We start from the raw sequence: 25,178 nt of genomic DNA on the forward strand, positions 1-25,178 counted from the left end.
CGGCGGAAAGGGGCTGGGGCGGGTGCAGCTAACGCGCGCCGGCGCCGGCCACCAGGGCGTCGCGCGTCACCAGCAGGACCTGGTCCTCGCCCGCCGAGGTCTCGAGCCAGAAGACTTCGAGATGCGGAAAGGCCGCCTCGAAGTACTCGCGCTCGTTGCCGATCTCCAGCACCAGCACCGCCTGTTCGCTCATGCGCGAGGGCGCATCGGCGAGCAGCTGGCGCACGAAGTCCATGCCGTCAGTGCCGCCGGCCAGCGCCAGCTCGGGCTCCGCGCGGTATTCGGCGGGCAGGGCGGCCATGCTGGCACTGTTCACGTAGGGCGGGTTGCACAGCACCAGGTCGTAGGGACCGGGCAGGTTCTTCAGCCCGTCCGACTCGATCAGCCTGACGCGCGCGTCCAGCTCATGGCGGGTGACGTTGATGGCGGCGACCTCGAGAGCCTCGACCGACAGGTCGGCCGCGTCCACCGTCACTTCCGGATACGTGAGCGCCGCCAGCACGGCGAGGCTGCCGTTGCCGGTGCACAGGTCGAGCACGCGCTGCGTGTGTTCGCCCAGCCAGTAGTCGATGGTTCCGTCGGCGATCAGCTCGGCGATGAAGCTGCGCGGCACGATGGCGCGCTCGTCCACGTAGAAGGGCACGCCCTGCAGCCAGGCTTCCTTGGTGAGGTAGGCGGCGGGCTTGCGCGTGGCGATGCGTTCCTCGATGAGCGCATTCACCTTGCCCGCGTCCGCGGGCGAGACGGGCGTGTCGGCCACGCCGTCGAGGTCGTCCAGCGGCAGCTTCAGGCGCCACAGCACCAGCCAGGCAGCCTCGTCGAAGGCGTTGGCCGTGCCGTGACCGAAGGCGACACCGGCTTCTTCCAGCCGCTTCGCGCCCGACTCGATGAGTTCGATGACGGTGCTCATCGGCTGGCGAGCGCGGCATCGAGCCGCTTGATGGTGCGCAGGTAGAGGTTCTTCAGCGTCTCGATCTCGGCCACGTCGATGTGCTCGTCGATCTTGTGGATGCTGGCGTTCACCGGGCCGAGCTCGACCACCTGCCTGCAGATCTTGGCGATGAAGCGTGCGTCGCTGGTGCCGCCGCTGGTCGACAGCTCGGTCTCGATTCCGGTCTCTTCGCGGATCGCGTCCTGTACGGCAGTGACCAGTTCGCCCGGCGTGGTCAGGAAGGGCAGGCCGCCGATGGTCCAGGCGAGCGTGTAGTCGACCTTGTGTGCGTCGAGCACGGCATGCACGCGCTGTTGCAGTGACTCGGGCGTGGACTCGGTCGAGAAGCGGAAGTTGAAGTCGATCACCGCGCTGCCCGGAATCACGTTGCTCGCGCCGGTGCCTGCGTGGAAATTGCTGATCTGCCAGCTGGTCGGCTGGAAGTACGGGTTGCTCGCCGCGTCCCAGCCGCCGGCGGCATTGATGGCCACCAGTTCGGCCAGTGCGGGCGCCACCGCGTGCACCGGGTTCTTCGCCAGGTGCGGATAGGCGATGTGGCCCTGCACGCCCTTGACCGTGAGCTTGCCGCTCATGGTGCCGCGGCGGCCGTTCTTGATCATGTCGCCGCAGCGCTCCACCGCGGTGGGCTCGCCCACGATGCAGTAGTCGATGGTTTCGCCGCGCGCGGCCAGCGCATTGCAGACGACCACGGTGCCGTCGACGCCGGGGCCTTCCTCGTCGCTGGTGAGCAGCAGGGCCAGCGTGAGCTTCGGCTCGGGCTGTGCCTGCAGGAATTCCTCGATGGAGGTGACGAAGGCCGCGACCGAGGTCTTCATGTCGCAGGCGCCGCGGCCGTAGAGCTTGCCGTCGCGGTGCGTGGGAGTGAACGGGTGGCTGGTCCACTGCTCGACGGGGCCGGTGGGCACCACGTCGGTGTGGCCGGCGAACACGAGCATCTTCGTGGCGGCCTTCGCGTTCGCGGGTCGGCGCACCGCCCAGAGGTTGGTCACCCGGAAGTCGGCCGGGCCGCTCTCGATGGTCTCCAGCGTGAAGCCGAGTCGCGCCAGCCGCTCGCCGAGGATCTGCTGGCAGCCCGCGTCGTCGGGGGTGACGGAAGGGCGCGAGATGAGTTGTTCGGCGAGCTGGAGCGTACGGGACATCGGGAAAAGGCTGGGTTCAGAACTTCACGTCTAGCGTGATGTCGGTGAAAGTGGGTTCGTCGACCTGGTCGGTGAGGTTGCGGTCGTCGACCTGCTGCTTGGGCGCCGCGCGATTCTGCAGGCGCCACATGAGGTTGGTGGGGGAGTCGGCCTGCGACAGGCCCTCTTCGCGCGTCACGCGCTCCTCGACGATGAGGCGGGCGATGTCTTCCTCGAAGGTCTGCGAGCCTTCGGCCATCGACTTCTCCATGGCCTCCTTCACGCCGGAGAAGTCGCCCTTCTCGATCAGCTCGGCCACCAGCGCGGTGTTGAGCATGACTTCCAGCGCCGGCACGCGCCCGCCCACCGGCGTGCGCAGCAGGCGCTGAGACACGATGGCGCGCAGCGCGCCGCCCAGGTCGCCCAGCAGAGTGGGGCGCACCTCGACGGGGTAGAAGCTCAGGATGCGGTTCAGCGCGCGGTAGCTGTTGTTGGCGTGCAGCGTGGCCACGCACAGGTGGCCCGACTGCGCATAGGCGATGGCGGCGGACATGGTGTCGCGGTCGCGGATTTCGCCGATCTGGATCACGTCGGGTGCCTGGCGCAGCGCGTTCTTCAGCGCCGTCTGCAGCGAGGTGGTGTCGCTGCCCACGTCGCGCTGGTTCACCACCGACTTCTTGTTGGTGTAGGTGAACTCGATCGGCTCCTCGACCGTGAGGATGTGGCCGCTGGCGTGCTCGTTGCGGTAGTCGAGCATCGAGGCCAGCGTGGTGGTCTTGCCCGCGCCGGTGGCACCGACCATGAGGATCAGTCCGCGGCGCTCCATGATGAGCGTCTTCAGGATGTCGGGCAGGTTCAGCTCGTCGAAGCTGGGAATCGTGGAGGCGATGTGCCGCACCACCACAGCATAGGTGCCGCGCTGGCGCATGGCGCTCACGCGGTAGTTGCCCGCGTCCTCGATGTGGACGGCCATGTTCAGTTCGCCCGTGCTCTCCAGTTCCTGGATGCGCGCGGCGGGCACCACCTCGGACAGCAGCGCCAGGGGCGCCGTGGGCGGCAGCACCTGCGCGTTGACGGGCAGGCAGATGCCGTTGATGCGGATCAGCACCGGAGAGTGGGCAGAGAGATAGATGTCGGATGCCTTGCGCTCGGCCATCAGACGAAGAAGCCGTTCCATCATGTTCATCGGTCTCTCTCCTCGGGTGCTGTTGTTTTCTCTGGGACTCTGAAGAAAACCGGCCCCGGAAGAGGGGCCGGCGGGGAGTTGTCAGTCGCGCAGGAGGTCGTTGAGGCTGGTCTTGGAGCGCGTCTGCGCGTCGACCGTCTTCACGATGATCGCGGCGTAGGTGCTGTAGTCCTGGCCCGACTTGGTCTTCTTGGGCAGGTTGCCGCTGATGACCACGCTGCCGGTCGGCACGCGGCCGTACGAGATCTCGCCGGTGTCGCGGTTGAAGATCGGGGTGCTCTGGCCGATGTACACGCCCATGCCGAGCACGGAGTTCTCTTCGACGATCACGCCTTCGACCACTTCGGAGCGCGCGCCGATGAAGCAGTTGTCCTCGATGATGGTCGGGTTGGCCTGCAGGGGCTCCAGCACGCCGCCGAGGCCCACGCCGCCCGACAGGTGCACGTTGGCGCCGACCTGCGCGCACGAACCCACGGTGGCCCAGGTGTCGACCATGGAGCCTTCGCCCACGTAGGCGCCGATGTTCACGTACGAGGGCATCAGGATCGCGCCCTTGGCGATGAAGCTGCCGCGGCGGGCCACGGCCGGCGGCACGATGCGCACGCCCGAGTCCTTCAGCTCGTTGGCCGACAGGTGCGAGAACTTGGTCGGCACCTTGTCGTAGAAGCCGAGCGAGCCGGCCTGGATCTGTTCGTTGTCCTTCAGGCGGAACGACAGCAGCACGGCCTTCTTGATCCACTGGTGCACGGTCCACTTGCCCACGCCTTCGCGGGTGGCCACGCGCAGCTTGCCGTTGTTGAGTTCGGTGATGACGTGCTCGACGGCGTCGCGCACTTCGGCCGACGAGGCGGCGACCGAGATGTTGGCGCGGTCTTCCCACGCGGCGTCGATGATTTGTTGCAGTTGCTGGGTCATGGAGAGTCTCGGGTGAAAAATGGGAGCAGGAAAGCGAAGCGGATCAGCGGCGGGCGTCCTTGCAGAAGCGGACGATGCGCTCTGCGGCCTCCACGCATTCGGCCGTTTCGGCCACAAGCGCCATGCGGATGCGGCCACGGCCGGGATTCGTGCTGTGCGCGCCGTACGTCGTCTCGCGCGCCAGATAGCTCCCCGGCAAAACCGTCACATTGTATTGAGCGTAGAGCTCCCGGGCGAAGGCTTCGTCGTCGCCAGCCCACACTTCGGGCACGCCGGCCCAGAGGTAGAAGCTGGCGTCGGGCAGCCGCACGTCGAGCACCGGCTCCAGCAGCGGCGTGACGGCCGCGAACTTGGCGCGGTACTGGGCGCGGTTGTCGACCACGTGCGACTCGTCGCCCCAGGCCGCGATGCTGGCCGCGGCCACGGCGCCGCTCATGGCGCTACCGTGGTAGGTGCGGTAGAGCAGGAATTTCTTGATGATGGCCGCGTCGCCCGCCACGAAGCCGCTGCGCAGGCCGGGCACGTTGCTGCGCTTGGACAGCGAGGTCAGCGCGATCAGGTTGCGGAAGTCGGGCCGCCCGAGCTTGACCGAGGCCTCGAGGCCGCTGAGCGGGGGCTCGTCGCGGAAGTAGATCTCGCTGTAGCACTCGTCGGCGGCGATCACGAAGCCGTGGCGGTCGGAAAGGGCGAAGAGCTTCTTCCACTCGTCCAGCGCCATCACGGCGCCGGTCGGGTTACCTGGGGAACACACGAAAACCAGCTGCGTGCGGGCCCAGACCTCCTCGGGCACGCTGTCCCAGTCGACCGCGAAGTTGCGCGCGGGCACGCTGGGCACGTAGTACGGCTCGGCACCGGCGAGCAGGGCCGCGCCCTCGTAGATCTGATAGAACGGATTGGGCGACAGCACCACCGGCTGCGGCGAGGCGGTCGGGTCGACCACCGTCTGGGCCAGCGAGAACAGCGCCTCGCGCGAGCCGTTGACGGGCAGCACCTGCGTGGCCGGGTCGAGGGCGAGGCTGTAGCGGGTCTTGAGCCAGCCGGTGAAGGCGGTGCGCAGCTTCAGGTCGCCGGCGGTGGCGGGGTAGGCGGCCAGCGCGCCGAGGCTGGCGCTCAGCGCGTCCTTGATGAAACCCGGCGTGGCGTGCTTGGGTTCGCCGATGCCCAGGCTGATGGCCGGGAACTCGGGGCTGGGCGTGACGCCCGCGAACAGCTGCTTCAGCCGTTCGAAGGGGTAGGGTTGCAACCGGGAAAGCAGGGGATTCATGGCCGGGATTATCGGTGACAGGTCTTACCGCTCCCGGCGAAGCGGCTACTCGTGGAGGCCGGCTGCAGGGGGCTTGGGGGAGGACCGCGCCGTCAGGCCGCGCTGCGACGATAGAAAGCCAGCGAGCCGGCCAGCGCCAGCAGCATGCCGCCGCAGGCGCGGTCGATCCAGCGCGTGGCCGACACGGTCAGCAGCCGGATCGCCCGGGCGCCCACGAAGGCGTAGGCCAGCATCACGGCCATGTCCAGCGCCGCGAATATCAGGGCGATGACGATGTACTGCGGCGCCTGGGCGGCCGATGGGTCGATGAACTGCGGCAGCAGCGCCGAGCAGAAGATGTAGCCCTTGGGGTTGGTCACCGCCACCAGGAAGGACTTGAAGAAGATGCGCCGGCTCTCGCCCGCCGAGACCGAAGGCGCCGCGTCCGCCGCGGGCAGGTGGAAGCCGCCCTTGGAGCGCAGCATCCGCAGGCCCAGCCAGGCGAGGTACACCGCGCCGACCCACTTCAGCATCGAGAAGCAGAATTCCGACGCCGCCAGCAGCGCCCCCAGGCCCAGGGCCACGGCGCCTACCAGCACGAAGTCGGACAGCACCGCGCCCAGCATGCCCGGCAGCGCTCGCCGCACACCGTGCCGGGAGCCGTTGCTCAGTGCCAGCAGCACCGTGGGGCCGGGCGTGGCGATGGCGGCGAAGGCCACGATGGCGAAGAGCAGGGCGGTTGCGAGCGTCATCGGGGCAGTCTCCTTGTGTGTTCCTACGGGGGACGAGGGCTGGAATTAGATCTTCTTGACCAGCACCAGGCTCTTGCGGTCCCAGTTGTACTTGCGCTTGCGCGCCTCGGGCAGCCAGTCGGGGTTGACCTGCTGGAAGCCGCGCTTGAGGAACCAGTGCATGGTGCGCGTGGTGAGCACGAAGATGCTTTCCAGGCCCATGGCCTTGGCGCGGTGCTCGATGTGCTTGAGGATGCGCTCGCCGTCGCCCTGCGACTGCGATTGCGGCGACACCGTGAGCGCGGCCATCTCGGCGGTGCGCGCCTCGGGGTATGGGTAGAGCGCCGCGCAGCCGAAGATCACGCCGTCGTGCTCGACCACCGTGTACTGGTGGATGTCGCGCTCGATCTCGGTGCGGTCGCGCTTGACCAGCGTGCCGTCGCGCTCGAAGGGCTCGATCAGCTGCAGGATGCCGCCGATGTCGTCCACCGAGGCCTCGCGCAGGCTCTCGAGCTTCTCGTCGATCACCATCGTGCCGACGCCGTCGTGCACGTACACCTCCAGCAGCAGCGAGCCGTCGAGGGCAAATGGCAGGATGTGGTTGCGCTCCACGCCGGCCTTGCAGGCCTTCACGCAGTGCTGCAGATAGAAGGCGGTGTCCGTCGGCTTCTGCGGCGGCGGCAGAGAGGCCAGCAGCTTCTCGGCGGCGTCCAGCGGCAGCTCGGTGTCGATCGGGTTGTCGTCGCTCTCGGGCAGCTCGCTGTCGATGCGGATACCCGGAATCTCGGTCAGGAAGATCAGCTTGTCGGCCTGCAGCGAGATGGCGACGCTGGTGGCGACTTCTTCCATCGTCAGGTTGAAGGCTTCGCCGGTGGGCGAGAAGCCGAAGGGCGACATCAGCACCATCGCGCCGAAGTCCAGCGTGCGGCGGATGCCGGCCGCGTCCACCTTGCGCACCAGGCCCGAATGCTTGAAGTCCACCCCGTCGACCACGCCCACCGGGCGCGCGGTGATGAAGTTGCCCGAGATCACCCGGACCGTGGAGCCCGCCATCGGCGTGTTGGGCAGGCCCTGGCTGAAGGCGGCCTCGATCTCGTAGCGCAGCTGGCCGGCGGCTTCCTGGGCGGAGTCGAGCGCCACCTCGTCGGTGATGCGGATGCCGTGCGAATACTTCGCCTCGTGCCCCTTGGCAGCGAGCTGCTCGTTGACCTGCGGCCTGAAGCCGTGCACCAGCACGATCTTCACGCCCATGCTCTGGATCAGCGCCAGGTCCTGCGCGATGTTCTGCAGCTTGCCCGCCGCGATCGCCTCGCCCGCGAGCCCGACCACGAAAGTCTTACCGCGGTGCGTGTGGATGTAAGGCGCGACCGAGCGGAACCAGGGCACGAAGGTGAAATTGAAGACGGTGGACATGGGGCGTGATTGTGCATTCATGAAAAGCCATTTGCCTGACCCGGCCCGACCGGGCCGGATCAGGCGATCGCGCGCAGCACCCGGGCCGCGCTCGCCGGGATGGCGCCGCCACCGCCGCCGGGCGGCGAAGGCGGCGGCAGGCCGACACGATCGGCGCGGAAGCTCGCCAGCAGCGCCGCGTAGGCGTCCGTGGCCGCGCCGCCGGCACCGGACGCCGGGTCCGGCAGCCCGAGCATCCCGGCCAGCTCCGACGGGGCGATCGAACCGTGGCGCAGCAGCGCGTCGACCACAGCCATCAGCGCCGGCGTATGGGCGTCCAGCAGCGCGAGCGCGCGGGCGTGCTCCTGCTCCAGCAGCGCCTCGATCTCGGGGTTGGTCGCGGCGATGTCGGTGTTGACGTTGTCGTTCGGGTCGTTCGCCACGTCGGTGCGGCTCAGGCGCGAGCCGAAGGCGAAGTGGCGCACGTACTGCGCGGCCTGGGCGGTCGCCTGCATGAAGTCCTGCGTGGCGCCCGTGGTGCAGGCCTGCTCGCCGAACACCAGCTGCTCGGCGGCGCGGCCCGCGAGGCTCACGCAGATGCGGTCGCGCAGGTTCTCCCTCGACCAGGCCTTGCGCTGCTCGTAGCTGTTGTAGCCGCCTTCGAACGAGGCCACGTTGATCTTGATCTCCTGCGGCGCGCGGGCGAAGAGCAGGCTGTACACCACGCCGTGACCGGCCTCGTGCACGGCGAGCAGGGCGCGGAAGTCCTCGCTCGAGCGCTGCTTGAGGCGGTTCAGCTCCAGCGTGACCGGAAACTGGCGGCGCGCCTTGCGGTACTTCGCGGTGATGGCCGAGACGCCCGCGTCCAGCGTGAGCCACACGGGTTCGCTGCCGTTGGCGCCTTGCTCCAGCGCCCACAGCGCGGCATTGACCAGCGTGGCGCTCAGGATCGCGTGGATCGACGAGAAGAGCGGTCGCGTGCCCTGCGCCGGAAACACGGCGTTGGCGTAGATCTGCTCGTACACGCTCGCGTCCAGCACGAAGCGCACGCCGGAGCTTTCCTGGATCTCGGCCACGTAGCGGTCGCAGATCGACAGGATCAGGCGCACGTAGGTCGCGCGGTTGAACGAGGGGTAGATCACGTGGTTGTTGCCCAGGCGCGCGATCTGCTCGGGGCGGAAGCGTTCGGCCAGCGCCTTCTTCACGTCGATGACCGAGAGCTTCTTCGTCAGCTCGTGGAAGATGTCGGCGTCGGTGTCGCAGTCCTCGACGCGCTGGGCCGTCTCGGCGTACATCTCGTCGAGATTGCCCGAGACGAACACCAGCAGCTTGCTGTAGTCGGTTTCCCAGCTCTGCTGGGTGTCGCGGAAGGCGCGCAGGCGCGCGTGCACCTCGGCGGGCTTCCACGCCATGATCTGCAGCAGCGTCTCGGAGAGCTTCAGGCAGCGCTTCACCTCGCGCGCCTCCCAGGGCGACAGGTGCAGCTTGCGCTTCTTGTCTTCCTTTTTCTTTTCGGTGCCGTCGCGGTCCTGCGTGTACTCGGCGTACGCGAGCGAGGACTCGATCTCGCCGAGCATCGAGAGCGCGGGCGGCAGGCGGCCGTCGGACAGCAGCGCCCACACGTCCTGGTAGCGCTCGACCTTGGCGTCGCTGCCGTTGCCTTCCACCGTGCGGAAGCGCTGGAACTCGTCGAGCACCAGGATGCCGGGCATGCCTTCGGCAATGCCCGACTCGGCCAGCATGGCCGAGATGGAGCCGCGGCTGTGATAGCCCGAGCCATGGCTGAAGCCGTCCATCTGCACTTCGATGAAGCGGTCGTAGAAGCCCAGGTGCTGCGCGAGCCTGCGCACCAGCTGCGTCTTGCCGGTGCCGGTGAGACCCCAGAGGCAGACGATGACGGGGCGGCTGATGAGCTGCGGCAGCACATACCAGGCGCGAAGCGAATCGATCACGCGATCGATGATGTCGTCGATGCCGAAGAGCTCGGTCTTCAGCGCTTCGGCGACGGTTTGCAGATGGCGAGTGCGTTCGGCGAGCTCGGCATGCAGTTGGGAGCGGATGTCTTTGGACATGATCTGGTTTTTCTTTTTCTTCGGCTCCTGGAGCCGTTCATACAGGTACACAGGTACGGAAAGGCGGCCGCTCCTTCGGCATGAAGGAGTCGGCTGTCGGGACGCTGTGGGTGTCGGTTGCGGCGCTTCTGTGTCCGAAGCGCGCGAACGTGCGCGAAGCTTCGGTCAGGCAGGACGAGGCAACTTGACCCGCCCGTGCGCACTGGGCGCACGGCTTGCGCAGCGACGGCGCAAGGTGATGGGGGCAAGGCGATAGGACATGGACGCGATCGTAGTGGCGGTTTGCAATTGAGTAAAGACTATTTACGGATCGTGTTGCAACGAAACCGCGCGATGTGGATGCCGTGCAACAGGCGCGGTGCGCGCCGATAATCGACGGTTTGCCCGCCGCGCCGGCCCGACGACTGTTTTCCCTTGACGACCACCACACCACTTCGCATCGAATTTCCCGAATCGCTTCCTGTATCGAGCAGGCGCGACGAGATCATGGCCGCCATCTCGGCGCACCAGGTCGTGATCGTCTGCGGCGAGACGGGCTCGGGCAAGACCACGCAACTGCCGAAGATCGCCCTCGCGCTGGGCCGCGGCAAGCTCAATGCCGAGCCGGGCAAGGGCCGGCTCATCGGCCACACGCAGCCGCGCCGCATCGCCGCGAGCTCGGTGGCCAAGCGCATCGCCGAAGAGCTGAAGACGCCGCTGGGCGACGTGGTCGGCTTCAAGGTGCGCTTCCAGGACCGCCTGTCACGCGACGCCTCCGTCAAGCTGATGACCGACGGCATCCTGCTGGCCGAGACGCAGACCGATCCGCTGCTGAAGGCCTACGACACGCTCATCATCGACGAGGCCCACGAGCGCTCGCTGAACATCGACTTCCTGCTGGGCTACCTGCGTGAGATCCTGCCGCGCAGGCCTGACCTGAAAGTCATCGTCACCTCGGCCACCATCGACGCCGACCGCTTCGCGCAGCACTTCGCCTCGGCGAAAGGCCCGGCGCCCACCATCTTCGTCTCGGGTCGCACCTACCCGGTGGAGCAGCGCTACCGGCCCTTCGAGGAATCGCGCGAGCACGACCTGAACGACGCCATCGCCGACGCGGTCGACGAGCTCTGGCGCGATCCGCACAACGCGGGCGACATCCTCGTCTTCCTGCCCGGCGAGCGCGAGATCCGCGAGGCGGCCGACCATCTGCGCCGTCACCTGAGTCACCAGCCGCTGCTGCGCAGCGCCGAAGTGCTGCCGCTGTTCGCGCGGCTGTCGGGCCCCGAGCAGGACCGCATCTTCGACGGCCACACGGGCCGCCGCATCGTGCTCGCAACCAACGTGGCCGAGACCTCGCTCACGGTGCCGGGCATCCGCTACGTTATCGATACGGGCACGGCGCGCGTCAAGCGCTACAGCTTCCGCAGCAAGGTCGAGCAGCTGCTGGTAGAGCCGATCAGCCAGGCGGCCGCCAACCAGCGCGCGGGCCGCTGCGGCCGGGTGGCGAATGGCATCTGCATCCGGCTCTACGACGAGAAGGACTTCGAGGGCCGCCCGCGCTTCACCGACCCCGAGATCCTTCGCTCCTCGCTGGCGGGCGTGATCCTGCGCATGAAGTCGCTGCGCCTGGGCGATGTGGCGCGCTTCCCGTTCCTGGAGGCGCCGTCGCCGCGCGCCATCGCCGATGGCTACCAGCTGCTCAACGAGCTGGGCGCGGTCGACGACGCCAACGAGCTCACGCACACCGGCGCCGAGCTGTCGAAGCTGCCGCTCGACCCGCGCGTGGGCCGAATGATTCTCGAAGCCCGCTCGCGCAGCGCGCTCGAAGAAGTGCTCATCATCGCCTCGGCCCTCAGCGTGCAGGACGTGCGCGACCGCCCGATGGACGCGCAGCAGCAGGCCGACCAGGCGCACTCGAAGTTCGACGACGAGAAGAGCGAGTTCAGCGGCTACCTGCGGCTGTGGAAGTGGATCGCCGACGCGCGCGGCGGCCATGGCGACACCCACAAGCTCAGCAACCGCCAGTACGAACAGCTGCTGCGGCAGAACTTCATCAACATCCGCCGCGTGCGCGAATGGCGCGACATCCATTCGCAGCTGCTCACCGTGGTCACCGAGCACAAGTGGCGCATCAACGCCGAGCCCGCGGGCTACGAGGCGCTGCACATGTCGATGCTGTCGGGCCTGCTGGGCAACATCGGCTGGAAGCTGGAGGACGACGAGGCCTACCTCGGTGCCCGCGGCATCAAGTTCTACCGGCACCCCGGCGCGCATCTGAAGAAGAAGCCCGGGCGCTGGATCGTTGCGGCCGAGCTGGTCGAGACCACGCGGCTCTTCGGGCGCGGCATCGCCAACATCGAGCCACAGTGGCTCGAGCAGGTGGCGGGGCACCTGCTGAAGAAGCAGCTGCTCGATCCGCACTGGGAGAAGAAGGGCGCGCAGGTGTCGGCGCTGGAGCGCGCGACGCTCTATGGGCTCGTGGTGTACAGCGGCCGGCGCGTCGACTTCACGCGTGTCGACCCGGTCGCCGCGCGCGAGATCTTCATCCGCGAGGCGCTGGTCGGCGGCCAGTGGGAAAGCCGGTTCCCGTTTTTGCAGGCCAACCGCAAGCTGGTGCGCGAGGTGGAAGGGCTGGAGCACAAGTCGCGCCGGCAGGACGTGCTGGTCGACGACGAACTGATCTTCGCCTTCTACGACGCACAGCTGCCCGCCGACGTGGCCAGCGGCACCAGCTTCGAGAACTGGTACCGCCAGGCGTCGAAGGAGCAGCCGCGCCTGCTGTTCCTGACGCGCGACGAGCTCATGCGCCACCAGGCGGCGGGTATCACCACGCAATCATTCCCGCCGACGCTGCGGCTCGGCGGCGTCGATTGCGCCGCGAGCTACCTGCACGAGCCCGGCGACGCGAAGGACGGCCTCACCGTCAGCGTGCCGCTCTTCGTGCTCAACCAGGTGAGCGAGGAGCGCTGCGAGTGGCTGGTGACGGGCATGCTCAAGGACAAGATCCAGGCGCTGCTCAAGAGCCTGCCGCAGCGCCCGCGTTCGCGGCTGGTGCCGCTGCCCGAGTCGGCCTCGAAGCTGGCGGAAGAGCTGTCCGTGCCCGAACTGTTCGGCACCGGCTCGCTGACCGACGTGCTGCTCAAGCGCGTGCGCGACATGACCAGCATCGACGTCAAGCGCGCCGACTTCAAGCTCGACATGCTGGCGCCGCACCTGTTCATGAACCTGCGCGTGATCGACGAGCATGGCCGGCAGCTGGGCATGGGGCGCAACCTAGGTGCGCTGAAGGCCGAGCTGGGTGCGCAGGCTCGAGGGGCCTTCCAGGCGCTGGCGGGGCTGAACGTCAAGGCGTCGCCGGAGAAGAAGGCAGCCGGCGCTGCGCCGGATGACCGCCCGAAGCAGTCCTCGAAGGCGGCGGATGCACCCGCGCCCGCCGCGCTGCCGGCCGGCCAGCGCTACACGGCCTGGACCTTCGGCGAGCTGCCCGAGCTGATGGAAGTGCGTCGCGGATCGCAGTCGCTGATCGGCTTTCCGGCGTTGCGCGACGAAGGCGACGCCGTGACCATCGAGGTGTTCGACGAGCCCGCCGTGGCTGCTGCGAAGCATCGGGCCGGGCTGCGCCGCCTGTTCGCGCTGCAGCTCAAGGACGCGCTCAAGTACCTCGAGAAGAACATCCCCGACCTGCAGAAGATGTCGGTGGCCTATATGCCGCTGGGCACCTCGGAGGAGCTGCGCGCCCAGATCATCGACGTGGCGATCGACCGGGCCTTCCTGCAGGAGCCGCTGCCGACAGACGAGTTCGCGTTCAAGCGCCGGCTGGAGGAGGGCCGTGGCCGCCTCACGCTGATCGCCAACGAGGTGGCGCGGCTCGCGTCGGCCATCCTCGTCGAGTACGCCGCAGCCGCGCGCAAGATCAAGGACACCAAGATCCAGCCCGACGCCGTGCAGGATGCCGCGCAGCAGCTTCAGCGCCTTGTCGGCAAGCGCTTCATCGCCGAGGCGCCGTGGACGCAGCTGCAGCATTTCGCGCGGTATCTGAAGGCGATCGTGCTGCGGCTCGACAAGCTGCGCGCGGACCCGGCGCGCGACGCCGGCAAGTTGGCCGAGCTGAAGCCGCAGGACCAGCGCTACTGGCGGCTGGTGGCCGAGCGCAAGGGCGTGGTGGACGAACGCATGCTCGAATTCCGCTGGCTGCTGGAGGAGTTGCGCGTGAGCTTCTTCGCGCAGGAGTTGCGCACGCCGCAGCCTGTGAGCGTGAAGCGGCTCGACAAGGCCTGGGCGCAGCTGCAGGCCTGACGACGGGTTTGCCGGACGAAGAAAAGCCCGCTCGCGCGGGCTTTTCCTTTTTCGTGTTCGGGGCGCGATGGTCGCAAGGCCTATATGCGCCCCATGAGCACGAGGATCACCACGATCAGCACGACCAGGCCAAGGCCGCCACTGGGCCCGTAGCCCCACGCGCGGCTGTAGCCCCAGCTTGGCAGTGCGCCGATCAGCAGCAGGATCAGGACGATCAGCAGAATGAACGAGAGCGACATGTTTGTCTCCAGGGCGTTGTTGTGATGAGCTTTCATGCTCGTCCTGTCGTGTCGCGTGGGAGGCCGGAGGGTAGCCCCTCCGGTGGTCAGGCAACGTCCTACCGTGGGCGTCGGCGCTTTGCCGGTGTGCTCGCAGGCATGAACAGCAGTCCCGCCGTCACCAGCAGGAAAACAAGGCCCAGGCCGCCCGTGATGGTCGCGCCGCCCCACAGCGAGAAGAAGCTGTCGAGACGGGCGTCCTGCGGATTCTCCGGGTCGAAGAAGACGTTCACCGTCTCGCCCACTTCGTAGGAAGGCGGGCTGCTGCTGTTCGAGGGCGCGAACTCGATGATCTCGCCCGACGGCGCCTTGAAGCGCACCAGCGGCTTCCAGGTGCCCGATTCGTTGCGCTTCGAGCTTTCCACGTAGAGCAGCCGCATCACTTCACCCTGCGTGCGGCTTGCCGATGCGATGAAGGAAGTCGTGTTGTGGTGCAGCAGCCAGGCGACGCTGCACAGCACCACGGCCACTGCACCGAAAACGAGCCTCAGGATCGTGACCGGGTTCTTCATTCGGGCAGGGGCTTTCCGAACAGTGCGGCGGTGGCGATGGCGCAGAGGCCGGACAGCACGGTGCACACGACCAGGAAGCCGATCGCGCCAAGAGTGGCGACGAACGCCCTGGCGATGGGCCGGGTGCGGAAGAAATAGAGGGGCACCCCCAACGGCGGGAACAGGCCGGCCAGCAGCGCCGAGCGTCCCGGCGGCAGCACGCCGCGCTCCAGGCCGTCTGCCCGGCACCACGTGTAGCAGAGGGCCCCGATGAGCAGGCTGTGGACCACGTCGATCACCGAGTACGGCTTGCCGGCCATCGACGGCACGATCGGCGAGAGCACGCCCGCCACGACGAACGAGAGCGCCAGTGCAAGAAGCACCCGGCGCGGCCTGTTCATCGCGATGGCCATCCGGTTGCCGAGCGTGCGGCCCTCAGAGCCGCGCCAGGCGGTCCAGCGCGGCCAGCAGCGTCTCGTCCTTCTTGGCGAAGCAGAAGCGCACCACCCGCTGGTCGAAGCCGTTGCCGTAGAAGGCCGACAGCGGAATGGCGGCCACGCCGATCTCGCGCGTGAGCCACAGGCAGAACTCGGCCTCGGACAGGTCGCTCACCTCCGAGATGTCGACGCACTGGAAGTAGCTGCCCTCGCTGCGCAGCAGCCTGAAGCGGGTCTTCTCGGCCAGGCCCGCGGCGAACAGGTCGCGCTTGCGCTGGTAGAAGGCCGGCAGCTCGAGGTAGGGCTTCGGCTCGGCCATGTATTGCGCGAGCGCGTGCTGCATCGGCGTGTTCACGGTGAACACGTTGAACTGGTGCACCTTGCGGAACTCGGCCATCAGCGGGGCCGGCGCGGCCACGTAGCCGACCTTCCAGCCGGTGACGTGATAGGTCTTGCCGAAGCTGCTGACGATGAAGCTGCGCGCGGCCAGGCCCGGGAAGCGCGCCACGCTCTCGTGGCGGGCGGCGTCGAACACCATGTGCTCGTAGACCTCGTCGCTGATGACGAACACGTCGGTGGGCGCGAGCAGCTCCTCGAGCCGCCGCATCTCGGCTTCGGTCCAGACCGTGGCACTCGGGTTGTGCGGCGTGTTGATGATGATGGCGCGCGTGCGAGTCGTGAGCGCGGCGGCGATCTTGTCGAAATCGGGGCGGAAAGTGCCCGGCACCAGCGGCACCCGCACCACGCTGCCGCCGGCCAGCTCGATGTTGGGCACGTAGCTGTCGTAGCAGGGCTCGAGCACGATCACCTCGTCGCCCGGACGCACCACCGCGAGGATGGCCGTGATGATCGCCTGCGTGGCGCCGGCTGTGACGGTGATCTCCGTGGCCGGGCTGTAGTCATGATGGCCGTACTGCGCCGAGATCTTGGCCGCGATGGCTTCGCGCAGCGCCGGAATGCCCGGCATCGGCGGGTACTGGTTGTGGCCTGCCGCCATCGCGGCCGTCACGTCCTCGAGCAGCTTCGGGTCGCAGTTGAAATCGGGGAAGCCCTGGCCCAGGTTGACCGCGTTCTTCTCGGCGGCCAGCGCCGACATCACGGTGAAGATGGTGGTGCCGACGGCCGGCAGCTTGGTGCCGACTTCGGGTGTGCGTGGTGGCGTGCTCATGATGTTCGTGATTTCTTCAACTGTTGTTCTGCATGCCACTTGCTCGTCGCCGCCTCTTCCAGAAACACCGCGGAACCGGCTTTGCCGGGCCGCAGGTGGGGGGCGAAGCGACACGAAGTGCGCGAAGCCTGGGGGTGATCCTGTTTACAGCTCGTAGTCTTGTTGGTGGCCGCTCAGGGCCTTGGCGATCAGGTTGCGGTCGAGGCGGTCGGAGAGCAGCTCCGCGAACTTGAAGACGAAGTTGCGCAGATAGGCGCTGCGCTTGAACGCGACCCGCGCGATATTCTGGCCGAACACATGGCCCATCGGGCGCACCACGAGGTCGGCATTCGACTCGTCGCGCACGGCCATCTCGGCCACGATGCCCACGCCCAGCCCGAGGCGCACGTAGGTCTTGATCACGTCCGAGTCGATGGCTTCGAGCGCGATGCGCGGCGTGAGCTTCTTCTGTGCGAATGCGTGGTCGATGCGCGTGCGGCCGGTGAACGACGGGTGGTACGTGATGATCGGCTCGCTCGCCAGGTCTTCCAGCGAGATGCGCTCCTTGGAGGCCAGCGGGTGGTCCTTGGGGAGCACCAGCACGTGCTGCCATTCGTAGCAGGGCAGGGTTACCAGCTCGGCGTAGCCGTCGAGCGACTCGGTGGCGATGCCGATCTCGGCGATCTCGTCGATCACCATGCGTGCCACCTGGTCGGGCGAGCCCTGGTGCAGGCTCACGTTGACCTTGGGATACGCCTCGCGCAGGTTGGCCACGGGCACCGGCAGCACGTAGCGCGCCTGGGTGTGGGTGGTGGCGATGGAGAGGGTACCGCTGTCCTGGGCGCTGAACTGCTCGCCGATGCGCTTGAGGTTGCCCACCTCGCGCATGATCAGCTCGATGCTGGCGATGACGTGCTGGCCCGGCTCGGTGACGCGCTTCAGCCGCTTGCCGTGGCGCGCGAAGATCTCGACGCCCAGTTCTTCCTCGAGTTCGATGATGGCCTTGGATACACCGGGCTGCGAGGTGTGCAGCGCCTTGGCCGCCTCGGTGAGGTTCAGGTTGCGCCGCACGGCTTCCTGAACAAACTTGAACTGATGCAGATTCATATCAAATTCCGTCTTATTGCGGAATTCATTATGCCTTCAGAATCTATTGAAATTGCCGGATGTTCAGGATTTGACCGCAATCCTTGCCAGGAGATCGACCAGTTCGGGCTCTTCACCCACGATCCGCGCGAGCGTGAAGCCGATGGCCGGCCAGCGCTGGCGCAGCGCATCGAGTTGGTGCGGCAGGTCTTCGCGGGCGTGCTTGCCCATGCCGAGGAAGAGAGGAACGACGCGGATGGCGGTGGCACCACCGGCAACCAGCGTTGCCACGGCCGTGGGCAGGTCGGGCTCGGCCAGTTCCATGTAGGCGCAGGCCACGCGGGCATCGGGCTCGTCGGCGAGCACCCGCGCGGCAACGGCCTCGATGGGCTGGCGCCAACGCTCGTCGCGCGAGCCGTGCGCCAGCAGGACGATGCCCCGCGTCATCGTCGCAGCACGAGCCAGCTGAAGGCCGTGAGCGACATCACCGAATAGATCATCCCGGGTGCCGCCGCCGTGAGCCAGGGCGACCAGTTGCTGAGATTGCCCAGGTAGCCGAACACGTTGTTCAGCAGGAAGAAGCTGATGCCGATCATCACGCCGCCGAACACGTAGGTGGTGATGCCGGCCTGGCGGAAGTGCAGGTAGGCGAAGGGCAGGGCGAGCACCACCATCACCAGGCACGACAGCGGGTAGAACACCTTGCGCCAGAACTCGATCTCGTAGCGCTGCGCGGTCTGGCCGTTGGCGTCGAGGTGGCGGATGTAGTCGAACAGGTCGATCGTGCTCATCCGGTCGGGGCGCAGCAGCGCGACCGACACCATTTCCCCGGTCAGCGAGGTCGGCCAGTTCACCTGAGGGATCTTGGTGGTGACGATGTGCGCCTGCTCCGCCGAGCTGCGGGTGTCGTACTTCTGCTCGGCGACGTCGGTGAGCAGCCAGTGGCCGTCGTTGCCGATGGTGGCCGAGGCGGCGACGATCTGGGTCTTGATGTAGCCGTTGTCGTCGAACTCGAAGATGCGCGGGTTCTTCAGCGCGCCCTTGCGGTCGATGGCCAGCACGTTCACGGCGTAGGAGGCGTTGTCCCGCTTTTCCTTGAGCCAGGCGCCCGTGTTGCCGGCCAGCGAGTAGGTGCCCTGGTACCTGGCCTTGAGCAGCTGGCCCGTGCGCTCGGAAGCCGGTGCCACGTAGTCGCCGATGGCGAAGGTCAGCACCACGAAGCCGATGCCCAGCAGCAGCAGGGTGCGCAGCGCGCGCCAGGGACCCAGTCCGCTGGTGCGCAGGATGGTGTATTCGGAGCTCTGCGCCAGCCGGGCCATGACGAAGATCGAGCCGATCAGCACGGTGATCGGCAGCAGTTCGTAGAGATGGCTCGGGACCAGCAGGGTCACGTAGACCAGCGCCTGCGCGGGCCCGTAGTTCAGGCTGTCGGGCTTGCCGATGGACTGCAGTTCGTCGACGAAGTCGAAGAAGAAGAAGAGGCACAGGAAGCCGAGCGTCACGAACGCGACGGCCTTGAGCACCTCGACGTAGATCAGGCGTCTTATCGTTTTCACGTGGGTTCGATCTTGGGTGTGGGCGACACGGCGCGAGTCGACGGGTTCGACCTGATCCGCCGGCCCCAGTTGTTCTGACGGGCGCCGAGCCATGCCAGGTTGATCAGCAGCACGCCGCCGTGCAGCATCAGCATGAAGCCGCCCATGCCGTACTTGCCCGAGCTGATCCAGCTCTGGCCCAGGTTGAGCATGTTGTAGTAGACGACGAAGGCGAACAGCGCGAGCAGCAGGTTGCCGCTGCGGCCGACGCGCGGGTTGGCGCTGGACACGTTCAGCGCCAGCAGCACGAAGTTGACGGCCGCCAGCAGCATGCCGATGCGCCAGGCCAGTTCGCCGCGGCTGGGGGCGCCGGAGTCGGTCAGCAGGGACAGCGTCGTGCGCGCGCGCGGCGGCGTCGCGTCGTTGACCAGGCCGGAGTTGCCGCCGGCGCGGGTGCCGTAGGTCTTGAACTCGCTGATCTTCAGGCCGGTGGCCGCCATCGGCTGCTCGAGACGCTGGCCGTTGTTGAGCAGCAGGTAGCGCGAATCGCCGATGTTCTCGATGCTGCCACTGCGCGCCGAGGTGGTGATCTGCATGTTGCGCTCGATCGACCAGATGAAGACGTTGGTGGCCTTGGAGTTGTCCGGCGTCTCCTTGTCGATGAAGAACACGCGCACCCGGCCGGCGGATTCGCGGAACTCACCCGGCGCCACGCGCTCGATGTCGCTGCGCTGCTCGTACTGCTTGCGCATGCCGATGGTCTGCGAGTTGGCCCAGGGCCAGCCCACCAGCGCCATCACGGCGATCAGGATCAGCACCGGCCAGGCGAAGCGGAACAGCGGCTTGACGAAGTCGGCCAGGCCGCGCCCGCTGGAGAACCAGATGACCATCTCGCTGTCGCGGTACATGCGCGAGAGGGTGCCGACGATGGCGATGAACAGGCTCAGACTCAGGATGGTCGGCATGTAGCCGAGCACCGTGTAGGTCATGACCAGGAACACCTCCTGCGGGTTCACACTGCCCTTGGACGCGAGCCCGAGGGTGCGGATGAGCATCATGGTCATCACGATGGTGACCAGTACCACGAGGGTCGCTCCGAAGCTGCGGGACAGCTCCTTGCGTAGGGAAGAATGGAATAACATCGTTCGAGGAAAAAAAGGATTATGGACTTTCAACTCAAGACCCTCACCGTTTCCCAGGCCGCAGCCGAGAAATCCGATGTCCTGATCGTGCTCGTCGGCAGCGCTCCTCCCGCCTCCAAAGACCCGCTTTCGGTGCTTGCCGCCAGTGCCCGCAAGGCCGGCGACCTGCCCGACAAGGCCGGCAAGCTGCTCGCGCTCTACCGTCCGGAAGACGTCGTGGCCGCCCGCGTGGTGCTCGCCGCCATCGGCGACGGCAAGCCGGCCTCGGTGCGCACGGGCGTCGTCGCGGCGATCAACGCGGCCAAGGCCCAGGCGCCCAAGCGTGTGACCCTGGTGTTCGCGCAGCCCGCCGACGGCGCTGCGGTGGCTTGCGCCGTCACGGCGGCGGCCGAAGCCAGCTATGCCTACACCACCACCAAGTCGAAGGCCGAACCCCGCAGCATCCGCCAGCTGACCGTCGGCGTGGCCGATGCCGCCGCGATCGCCGGCGCGTTCGACCAGGCCCGTGCCACCGTCCGGGGCATCGAACTGGCCAAGGAATGGGGCAACCGGCCCGCCAACCACGCTACCCCCACGCTGCTGGGCGAGGCCGCCAAGGAGCTGGCGAAGCTCCCGAACATCAAGTGCGAAGTGCTGGGCCCGAAGGAAGTCGAGAAGCTCGGCATGGGCTCCTTCGCCGCCGTGGCCCAGGGCTCGGCCGAGCCGCTGCGCTTCATCGTGCTGCGCTACCACGGGGCTCCCAAGGACCAGGCGCCGGTGGTGCTGGTCGGCAAGGGCATCACCTTCGACACCGGCGGCGTCTCGCTCAAGCCGGCTGCCGAGATGGACGAGATGAAGTTCGACATGTGCGGCGCGGCCAGCGTGCTCGGCACCTTCCGCGCGCTGGGCGACATCCAACCCGCCATCAACGTCGTCGGTCTCATTCCCTCGTGCGAGAACATGAACGACGGCCGCTCGGTGAAGCCGGGCGACGTGGTGACCAGCATGAGCGGCCAGACCATCGAGGTGCTCAACACCGACGCCGAGGGCCGGCTCATCCTGTGCGACGCGCTGACCTACGCCAAGCGCTTCGAGCCGGCCGCAGTGATCGACATCGCCACGCTGACGGGCGCCTGCGTGATCGCGCTGGGCGGCGTGCGCAGCGGACTGTTCGCCAGCGACGACACGCTCGCCGCCGCGCTCGAAGCCGCCGGAGAAACCTCGCAGGATCGCTGCTGGCGCATGCCGCTGGACGACGACTACGCCGAAGGGCTGAAGAGCAACTTCGCCGACGTGGCCAATATCGCCGGCCGCGCGGGCGGCGCCATCACCGCGGCGAAGTTCCTGCAACGCTTCACCAGTGACTTCGCCTGGGCGCACCTTGACATCGCCGGGACCGCCTGGAAGAGCGGGGCGGCCAAGGGCTCGACTGGCCGTCCGGTGGGCCTGCTGGTGTCCTACCTGACGAGCCGCGCGGGCAGCGGCGACGCATCGGGCAAGGCGAAGCCCAGGAAGGCCAAGGCCGCCGAGGCCGCGGGCAAGAAGGCACGGTCCGCGAAGTGACGGAAATCGGCTTTCACTACAACGCGCGCGACAAGCTGAACTACGCCTGCCGGCTGGTTCGCAAGGCCGTGAACACGCGTGGCCTGCGCGTGGTGGTGGTGGGTGATGCGCGCTCGCTCGACGCGGTGGATGCGGCGCTCTGGCAGCTCTCGCCGGTGGACTTCGTCGCGCATTGCCGCGACGACGCGCCGGCCCACGTCGTCGCGCGCTCGCCCGTGGTGCTGTCGGCGCAGGGAGCCGATGCGGCCTCGCTGCCGCACCGCGAGATGCTGGTGAACCTGGGCCTCGAAGTGCCTGCGGGCTTCGAGCGCTACGAACGCATGATCGACATCGTGAGCGACGAGGCCAACGACCGCCAGGTCGGCCGCTCTCGCTGGCGTCACTATGCCGATCGTGGCTACACCATCCAGCCGCACGACTTCGCAAAGAGTTCCTGACATGGCCAGCACGCTGCGCACACCGCCCCGGTTCGTTCCCACGCTGACGACGGTGCTCGAGGTTCCTGCGGAGCCCGCGAGTCCCGAGCCGCAGGTCGCGCAGGCGCCTCAGCCGGACCCGGCGAGTTCGATGGCATTGCCTCCGGCCGCGCAGCTCTCGCAGGCGGAAATCGTCAGCCTCGAAGAGCAGTTGCTTCATCGCGTGCTGCAGCGCGTCGACCTGTCGCTGGAAGAGCGTTTGAGCGACACCGTGTCAGCTGCCGTTCAGCATCAGCTCGATGCGATGGTGCCGCGTCTGCGCAATGAAATCGAGGCCGTTTTACGCGCGCTTGTGATCGAGGCAATGGCCGCCGAACTCAGCGAAAACACCGGGTCTACGCCAGCTTCCGGGGCCTGAATACTGGGCTAAACTGCGCCGCAGGTCGGAAGGGCGTGAGGGTGCCGCTGGTCTGCGGCGCGAAACTTGCGAGGTCTGCGCGCCCGGATCGTACGACCGGTGTTTTTTATTCTTTTCATCCAAGTTCTGGAGGTTCCCATGCAATTGAAATGGACTGCGGTCGCACTGGCTGCAATCACGCTCGTGGCTTGCGGCAAGAAGGAAGAAGCTGCTGCTCCCGCTGCAGCGCCCGCGCCAACGGCCGCGGCCCCGGCGGCTGCACCTGCACCCGCACCTGCCGGAGACACCCTGGTCATCAAGATCGGTCACGTGGCACCTACCAGCGGTCCCATTGCCCACCTCGGCAAGGACAACGAGTTCGGCGCCAAGATGGCCATCGAAGACCTGAATGCAAAGGGCCTCAAGGTTGGCGACAAGGTTGCCAAGTTCGAACTGGTCGCCGAAGACGACGCAGGCGATCCGAAGCAAGGCACGGCCGTTGCCCAGAAGCTCGTGGACGAAAAGGTCAACGGCGTGGTCGGTCACCTGAATTCGGGCACCACCATCCCCGCCTCGAAGCTGTATAGCGACGCCGGCATTCCCCAGATCTCGCCTTCGGCAACCAACCCGAAGTACACGCGCCAGGGCTTCAAGACCACGTTCCGCGTGGTGGCTGACGACACGCAGCTCGGCGGCACGCTGGGCAAGTACGCCGTCGAAACGCTCAAGGGCAAGAACATCGCCGTGATCGACGACCGCACCGCCTACGGCCAGGGCGTCGCCGAAGAGTTCGAGAAGGCGGCCAAGGCTGCTGGCGCCACCATCGTGGGTCACGAATTCACCACCGACAAGTCGACCGACTTCAACGCCATCCTGACCAAGCTGAAGGCTGCCAAGCCCGACGTGCTGTTCTTCGGCGGCATGGACGCCGTCGGCGGCCCGATGCTCAAGCAGGTCAAGCAGCTGGGCCTGAACGTCAAGTTCATGGGCGGCGACGGCCTGTGCACCGGCGAGCTGCCGAAGCTGGCTGGCGATGCCATCGGCGAAGACATGGTGGTGTGCGCGGAAGCTGGCGGCGTGGACGGCGACTTCAAGCAGCCGCTGGAAGACTTCAAGGCCAAGTTCAAGACCAAGAACGGCGTCGAAGTGCAGATCTATGCACCGTACGTGTACGACGCGGTCAACGTGCTGGCCGAAGCCATGGTGAAGGCCGGTTCGTCCGACCCCGCCAAGTACCTGCCCGAAGTCGGCAAGGTGCAATACAAGGGCGTGACCGGCCCGATCGCCTTCGACGAGAAGGGCGACATCAAGAACGGCGCGCTGACGCTGTACACCTACAAGGGTGGTGCGCGTACGCAGATCGCCGTGGTGCGCTGATTCGCTCCGGCACAAAAGAGAAAAGGGCCTTCGGGCCCTTTTTTCATGCCTGCTTCAATGGCAGGCGGTCAGAGCGGCGCAAGGCCCGAGGGGCGGTTGGCGTTGCAGTACTCGATGAACGCATCGAGGTCGCGCGACTTGTCGAACACCGCATCCGCGCCTAGCGCAGTGCAGCGCGCCCTGATGTCCGCCGTCACGTAGTTGCTGAGCACCACCACCCGCTGGCTGGGCTTGCGGTCCCTGCAGCCGCCGAGAACGCCGAGGCCGGAGCCTTCCTTCAGGAAGAGATCGACTATCAGCAGTTGCCAGCCATCAGGGTGTTCGGCGAGCCACGCCAGGGCTTCCGTCTCGGTTTCGGCGAAGCCGACCACCCGGCCGTTGACCAGATCCTCCAGTGCCGGGACCAGGTTGTCCCTGATGGTCTTGTTGTCCTCGACGAGGAACGTGATGAGGGCCATGCCGTGGTTTCGCTTTGAGAACGAATAGCGTAGCGTGCCTGACGCCCGCCCGGCGTAGGAGAAGGGATACGGACGCGGTCCGGTGCGAGGTCAGTCCGCGCCTTCTGCGCGGATCTTCGCCTTGAGCTTCTCGGCCAGCGCCTGGCTTTCGTCTCGTTCGGCTGTCACCTCGAGGCGCTTCTCGATTTCCTCGCTCAGCGCGGCGTTGACCTCGGCGAGCTTCTCGGCCGACTTGGCCAGCTTTTCCTCGAGTTGGCTGGTGTGCTCGATGGCCTGCGCCACCTCGCCGACCTGCACTTCCTCGGGCAGCTCCTGCTCGAGCACCGTGTTCACCACGGCGAGGTTGTCCGACGCCCGCTGAACATCCGCCGCCACCTGTTCGCTCTTTTTCAGGGTTCGGTCCAGCGGTGTCGTGCCTCGAGACTGGTTTTCCGGTTTTCCGGCCATCGGGTTCCTTTGCGGGCAAAAGTAAGACCTTTTGATCGTACTGCCACGAGGAGGCGCTTGGTGGAGAAATGGGTAGTTGCGTTATTGCAACTCCAACTCAGCGACGGGCGATCTACTTGGCAGGGAACTTGTTCAGGCACGCCGTAGCGGCGGCCTCGTCCTTCGACAAGGGTACGAGCACCGCGGCCTTGTTGCGGATCAACTTGAACGTGCCGTCGTCACGCATGTCGACGACGAGGTATTGGAACGCACCAGCAATCACATCGATACGCCAACCATCAGCGCGCTTCACCTGGCGGACATGCGTTGCCATGGCCTGCTCCTGCACGGAGAGAAAGCCGTCGAAAACGCAGTCGACCATCAACGATTGGTGGGTGACGTCGTAGCGGCCTTCCGAGACGATGCTGAACTGGTCAGGGCGGCTTGCGGTAGTGGGGGCGTTTCCGCATCCCGCCAACACGAGCAGAGCGGATAGCGCGACAGGCAGGGTGATTTTTTGCATGCGTTTCTCCTCGAATTTCTGGTTGTTCTGTCTCGGGCA

The 25,178-nt window shown here is 66.9% G+C and carries 25 protein-coding genes; 5 read left to right on the forward strand and 20 right to left on the reverse strand.

What is annotated here, in order from left to right:
• Window positions 1–28 precede the first annotated feature (28 nt).
• From prmB to ABL840_RS17225, 9 genes are all read right to left on the reverse strand, one after another.
• The gene (prmB, locus tag ABL840_RS17185; RefSeq protein ID WP_093302857.1) at window positions 29–910 is read right to left on the reverse strand and encodes a 50S ribosomal protein L3 N(5)-glutamine methyltransferase; all 882 of its coding nucleotides are present in this window, start codon (window positions 908–910) and stop codon (window positions 29–31) included.
• Window positions 907–2,091, reverse strand: a complete 1,185-nt coding sequence (gene dapE, locus ABL840_RS17190; RefSeq protein WP_093302862.1) for a succinyl-diaminopimelate desuccinylase — start codon at window positions 2,089–2,091, stop codon at window positions 907–909. Before dapE ends, prmB begins: the two co-directional genes overlap by 4 nt.
• Window positions 2,092–2,107: 16 nt before the next feature.
• Window positions 2,108–3,256, reverse strand: coding sequence for a PilT/PilU family type 4a pilus ATPase (locus ABL840_RS17195; protein WP_093195346.1), 1,149 nt, complete (start codon window positions 3,254–3,256; stop codon window positions 2,108–2,110).
• 81 nt (window positions 3,257–3,337) lie between these two features.
• Window positions 3,338–4,171 (reverse strand): 2,3,4,5-tetrahydropyridine-2,6-dicarboxylate N-succinyltransferase, encoded by an 834-nt coding sequence (gene dapD, locus ABL840_RS17200; RefSeq protein WP_093302865.1) that lies wholly within the window; start codon window positions 4,169–4,171, stop codon window positions 3,338–3,340.
• A 43-nt stretch (window positions 4,172–4,214) separates the two neighbouring features.
• Window positions 4,215–5,435, reverse strand: a complete 1,221-nt coding sequence (gene dapC / locus ABL840_RS17205) for a succinyldiaminopimelate transaminase (RefSeq protein ID WP_093195344.1) — start codon at window positions 5,433–5,435, stop codon at window positions 4,215–4,217.
• 92 nt (window positions 5,436–5,527) lie between these two features.
• On the reverse strand, window positions 5,528–6,166 hold the full coding sequence (locus tag ABL840_RS17210; protein WP_093302868.1) for a LysE family translocator: 639 nt from the start codon (window positions 6,164–6,166) through the stop codon (window positions 5,528–5,530).
• A gap of 45 nt (window positions 6,167–6,211) precedes the next feature.
• Entirely contained in the window at window positions 6,212–7,558 is a 1,347-nt protein-coding gene (gene argA, locus ABL840_RS17215; protein WP_093195342.1) for an amino-acid N-acetyltransferase, read from the reverse strand.
• Window positions 7,559–7,617: 59 nt separating this feature from the next.
• Window positions 7,618–9,609, reverse strand: a complete 1,992-nt coding sequence (locus ABL840_RS17220; RefSeq protein ID WP_093303297.1) for an AAA family ATPase — start codon at window positions 9,607–9,609, stop codon at window positions 7,618–7,620.
• Window positions 9,610–9,908: 299 nt separating this feature from the next.
• Window positions 9,909–10,106 (reverse strand): hypothetical protein, encoded by a 198-nt coding sequence (locus tag ABL840_RS17225; RefSeq protein WP_176947487.1) that lies wholly within the window; start codon window positions 10,104–10,106, stop codon window positions 9,909–9,911.
• Here ABL840_RS17225 and hrpA point away from each other — a divergent pair.
• Window positions 10,096–13,884 carry an ATP-dependent RNA helicase HrpA gene (gene hrpA / locus ABL840_RS17230; protein ID WP_256228042.1) on the forward strand — a complete coding sequence of 1,263 codons (3,789 nt, stop codon included), beginning with the start codon at window positions 10,096–10,098 and terminating at the stop codon, window positions 13,882–13,884. The genes ABL840_RS17225 and hrpA overlap by 11 nt on opposite strands.
• A gap of 80 nt (window positions 13,885–13,964) precedes the next feature.
• On the opposite strand, the gene ABL840_RS17235 is transcribed toward hrpA, so the two are convergent.
• From ABL840_RS17235 to lptF, 8 genes are all read right to left on the reverse strand, one after another.
• A complete protein-coding gene (locus ABL840_RS17235; protein ID WP_093195340.1) occupies window positions 13,965–14,123 on the reverse strand; it encodes a DUF3309 family protein in 159 nt (52 codons plus the stop codon).
• Window positions 14,124–14,221: 98 nt separating this feature from the next.
• A complete protein-coding gene (locus ABL840_RS17240; protein WP_093302870.1) occupies window positions 14,222–14,674 on the reverse strand; it encodes a DUF3592 domain-containing protein in 453 nt (150 codons plus the stop codon).
• The gene (locus ABL840_RS17245; RefSeq protein WP_093302873.1) at window positions 14,671–15,066 is read right to left on the reverse strand and encodes a rard protein; all 396 of its coding nucleotides are present in this window, start codon (window positions 15,064–15,066) and stop codon (window positions 14,671–14,673) included. The genes ABL840_RS17240 and ABL840_RS17245 overlap by 4 nt, the downstream gene beginning before the upstream one ends.
• A 22-nt stretch (window positions 15,067–15,088) precedes the next feature.
• Entirely contained in the window at window positions 15,089–16,258 is a 1,170-nt protein-coding gene (locus ABL840_RS17250; RefSeq protein ID WP_093302876.1) for a pyridoxal phosphate-dependent aminotransferase, read from the reverse strand.
• 144 nt (window positions 16,259–16,402) lie between these two features.
• Window positions 16,403–17,344, reverse strand: a complete 942-nt coding sequence (locus tag ABL840_RS17255; RefSeq protein ID WP_093195336.1) for a CysB family HTH-type transcriptional regulator — start codon at window positions 17,342–17,344, stop codon at window positions 16,403–16,405.
• A gap of 63 nt (window positions 17,345–17,407) precedes the next feature.
• The gene (locus ABL840_RS17260) at window positions 17,408–17,770 is read right to left on the reverse strand and encodes a sirohydrochlorin chelatase (protein ID WP_093195335.1); all 363 of its coding nucleotides are present in this window, start codon (window positions 17,768–17,770) and stop codon (window positions 17,408–17,410) included.
• Complete coding sequence (gene lptG / locus ABL840_RS17265) at window positions 17,767–18,879, reverse strand: LPS export ABC transporter permease LptG (RefSeq protein WP_093195334.1); 1,113 nt, start codon at window positions 18,877–18,879, stop codon at window positions 17,767–17,769. The genes ABL840_RS17260 and lptG overlap by 4 nt, the downstream gene beginning before the upstream one ends.
• A complete protein-coding gene (lptF, locus tag ABL840_RS17270) occupies window positions 18,876–20,000 on the reverse strand; it encodes an LPS export ABC transporter permease LptF (RefSeq protein ID WP_093302878.1) in 1,125 nt (374 codons plus the stop codon). The genes lptG and lptF overlap by 4 nt, the downstream gene beginning before the upstream one ends.
• A gap of 21 nt (window positions 20,001–20,021) precedes the next feature.
• Between lptF and ABL840_RS17275 the strand changes: the two genes are divergently transcribed.
• The 4 genes from ABL840_RS17275 (at window position 20,022) to ABL840_RS17290 (ending at window position 23,732) form a co-directional block, all read left to right on the forward strand.
• Window positions 20,022–21,542, forward strand: coding sequence for a leucyl aminopeptidase (locus ABL840_RS17275; RefSeq protein ID WP_093302881.1), 1,521 nt, complete (start codon window positions 20,022–20,024; stop codon window positions 21,540–21,542).
• Entirely contained in the window at window positions 21,539–21,979 is a 441-nt protein-coding gene (locus tag ABL840_RS17280; RefSeq protein WP_093195331.1) for a DNA polymerase III subunit chi, read from the forward strand. Before ABL840_RS17275 ends, ABL840_RS17280 begins: the two co-directional genes overlap by 4 nt.
• Window position 21,980: 1 nt before the next feature.
• A complete protein-coding gene (locus tag ABL840_RS17285) occupies window positions 21,981–22,376 on the forward strand; it encodes a hypothetical protein (RefSeq protein WP_093195330.1) in 396 nt (131 codons plus the stop codon).
• Between the two features lie 138 nt (window positions 22,377–22,514).
• Window positions 22,515–23,732 (forward strand): branched-chain amino acid ABC transporter substrate-binding protein, encoded by a 1,218-nt coding sequence (locus ABL840_RS17290; RefSeq protein WP_093195329.1) that lies wholly within the window; start codon window positions 22,515–22,517, stop codon window positions 23,730–23,732.
• A 68-nt stretch (window positions 23,733–23,800) separates the two neighbouring features.
• On the opposite strand, the gene ABL840_RS17295 is transcribed toward ABL840_RS17290, so the two are convergent.
• The 3 genes from ABL840_RS17295 to ABL840_RS17305 all read right to left on the reverse strand — a co-directional run bounded on the left by ABL840_RS17295 (window position 23,801) and on the right by ABL840_RS17305 (window position 25,139).
• Window positions 23,801–24,190 carry a response regulator gene (locus tag ABL840_RS17295; RefSeq protein ID WP_093195328.1) on the reverse strand — a complete coding sequence of 130 codons (390 nt, stop codon included), beginning with the start codon at window positions 24,188–24,190 and terminating at the stop codon, window positions 23,801–23,803.
• Window positions 24,191–24,280: 90 nt separating this feature from the next.
• The gene (locus ABL840_RS17300) at window positions 24,281–24,565 is read right to left on the reverse strand and encodes a hypothetical protein (protein ID WP_240652021.1); all 285 of its coding nucleotides are present in this window, start codon (window positions 24,563–24,565) and stop codon (window positions 24,281–24,283) included.
• A gap of 184 nt (window positions 24,566–24,749) precedes the next feature.
• Window positions 24,750–25,139: a hypothetical protein gene (locus ABL840_RS17305; RefSeq protein WP_093302885.1), complete on the reverse strand. Its 390-nt coding sequence runs from the start codon at window positions 25,137–25,139 to the stop codon at window positions 24,750–24,752.
• Between the last annotated feature and the right edge of the window lie 39 nt (window positions 25,140–25,178).

This window comes from Variovorax sp. NFACC27, assembly GCF_048301545.1.
Classification (GTDB): domain Bacteria; phylum Pseudomonadota; class Gammaproteobacteria; order Burkholderiales; family Burkholderiaceae_C; genus Variovorax; species Variovorax gossypii.

What these genes read in the sequence shown, in the direction of transcription:
- ABL840_RS17195 (WP_093195346.1), bottom strand. Translation starts at nt 3,256, where the DNA reads ATGAACATGATGGAACGGCTTCTTCGTCTGATGGCCGAGCGCAAGGCA.
- ABL840_RS17240 (WP_093302870.1), bottom strand. Translation starts at nt 14,674, where the DNA reads ATGAAGAACCCGGTCACGATCCTGAGGCTCGTTTTCGGTGCAGTGGCC.
- ABL840_RS17250 (WP_093302876.1), bottom strand. Translation starts at nt 16,258, where the DNA reads ATGAGCACGCCACCACGCACACCCGAAGTCGGCACCAAGCTGCCGGCC.
- ABL840_RS17255 (WP_093195336.1), bottom strand. Translation starts at nt 17,344, where the DNA reads ATGAATCTGCATCAGTTCAAGTTTGTTCAGGAAGCCGTGCGGCGCAAC.
- ABL840_RS17225 (WP_176947487.1), bottom strand. Translation starts at nt 10,106, where the DNA reads ATGGCGGCCATGATCTCGTCGCGCCTGCTCGATACAGGAAGCGATTCG.
- dapC (WP_093195344.1), bottom strand. Translation starts at nt 5,435, where the DNA reads ATGAATCCCCTGCTTTCCCGGTTGCAACCCTACCCCTTCGAACGGCTG.
- ABL840_RS17295 (WP_093195328.1), bottom strand. Translation starts at nt 24,190, where the DNA reads ATGGCCCTCATCACGTTCCTCGTCGAGGACAACAAGACCATCAGGGAC.
- hrpA (WP_256228042.1), top strand. Translation starts at nt 10,096, where the DNA reads ATGGCCGCCATCTCGGCGCACCAGGTCGTGATCGTCTGCGGCGAGACG.
- ABL840_RS17305 (WP_093302885.1), bottom strand. Translation starts at nt 25,139, where the DNA reads ATGCAAAAAATCACCCTGCCTGTCGCGCTATCCGCTCTGCTCGTGTTG.
- ABL840_RS17235 (WP_093195340.1), bottom strand. Translation starts at nt 14,123, where the DNA reads ATGTCGCTCTCGTTCATTCTGCTGATCGTCCTGATCCTGCTGCTGATC.
- ABL840_RS17275 (WP_093302881.1), top strand. Translation starts at nt 20,022, where the DNA reads ATGGACTTTCAACTCAAGACCCTCACCGTTTCCCAGGCCGCAGCCGAG.
- ABL840_RS17285 (WP_093195330.1), top strand. Translation starts at nt 21,981, where the DNA reads ATGGCCAGCACGCTGCGCACACCGCCCCGGTTCGTTCCCACGCTGACG.
- ABL840_RS17290 (WP_093195329.1), top strand. Translation starts at nt 22,515, where the DNA reads ATGCAATTGAAATGGACTGCGGTCGCACTGGCTGCAATCACGCTCGTG.
- ABL840_RS17245 (WP_093302873.1), bottom strand. Translation starts at nt 15,066, where the DNA reads ATGGCCATCGCGATGAACAGGCCGCGCCGGGTGCTTCTTGCACTGGCG.
- ABL840_RS17260 (WP_093195335.1), bottom strand. Translation starts at nt 17,770, where the DNA reads ATGACGCGGGGCATCGTCCTGCTGGCGCACGGCTCGCGCGACGAGCGT.
- dapE (WP_093302862.1), bottom strand. Translation starts at nt 2,091, where the DNA reads ATGTCCCGTACGCTCCAGCTCGCCGAACAACTCATCTCGCGCCCTTCC.
- ABL840_RS17210 (WP_093302868.1), bottom strand. Translation starts at nt 6,166, where the DNA reads ATGACGCTCGCAACCGCCCTGCTCTTCGCCATCGTGGCCTTCGCCGCC.
- prmB (WP_093302857.1), bottom strand. Translation starts at nt 910, where the DNA reads ATGAGCACCGTCATCGAACTCATCGAGTCGGGCGCGAAGCGGCTGGAA.
- dapD (WP_093302865.1), bottom strand. Translation starts at nt 4,171, where the DNA reads ATGACCCAGCAACTGCAACAAATCATCGACGCCGCGTGGGAAGACCGC.
- argA (WP_093195342.1), bottom strand. Translation starts at nt 7,558, where the DNA reads ATGTCCACCGTCTTCAATTTCACCTTCGTGCCCTGGTTCCGCTCGGTC.
- ABL840_RS17220 (WP_093303297.1), bottom strand. Translation starts at nt 9,609, where the DNA reads ATGTCCAAAGACATCCGCTCCCAACTGCATGCCGAGCTCGCCGAACGC.
- lptF (WP_093302878.1), bottom strand. Translation starts at nt 20,000, where the DNA reads ATGTTATTCCATTCTTCCCTACGCAAGGAGCTGTCCCGCAGCTTCGGA.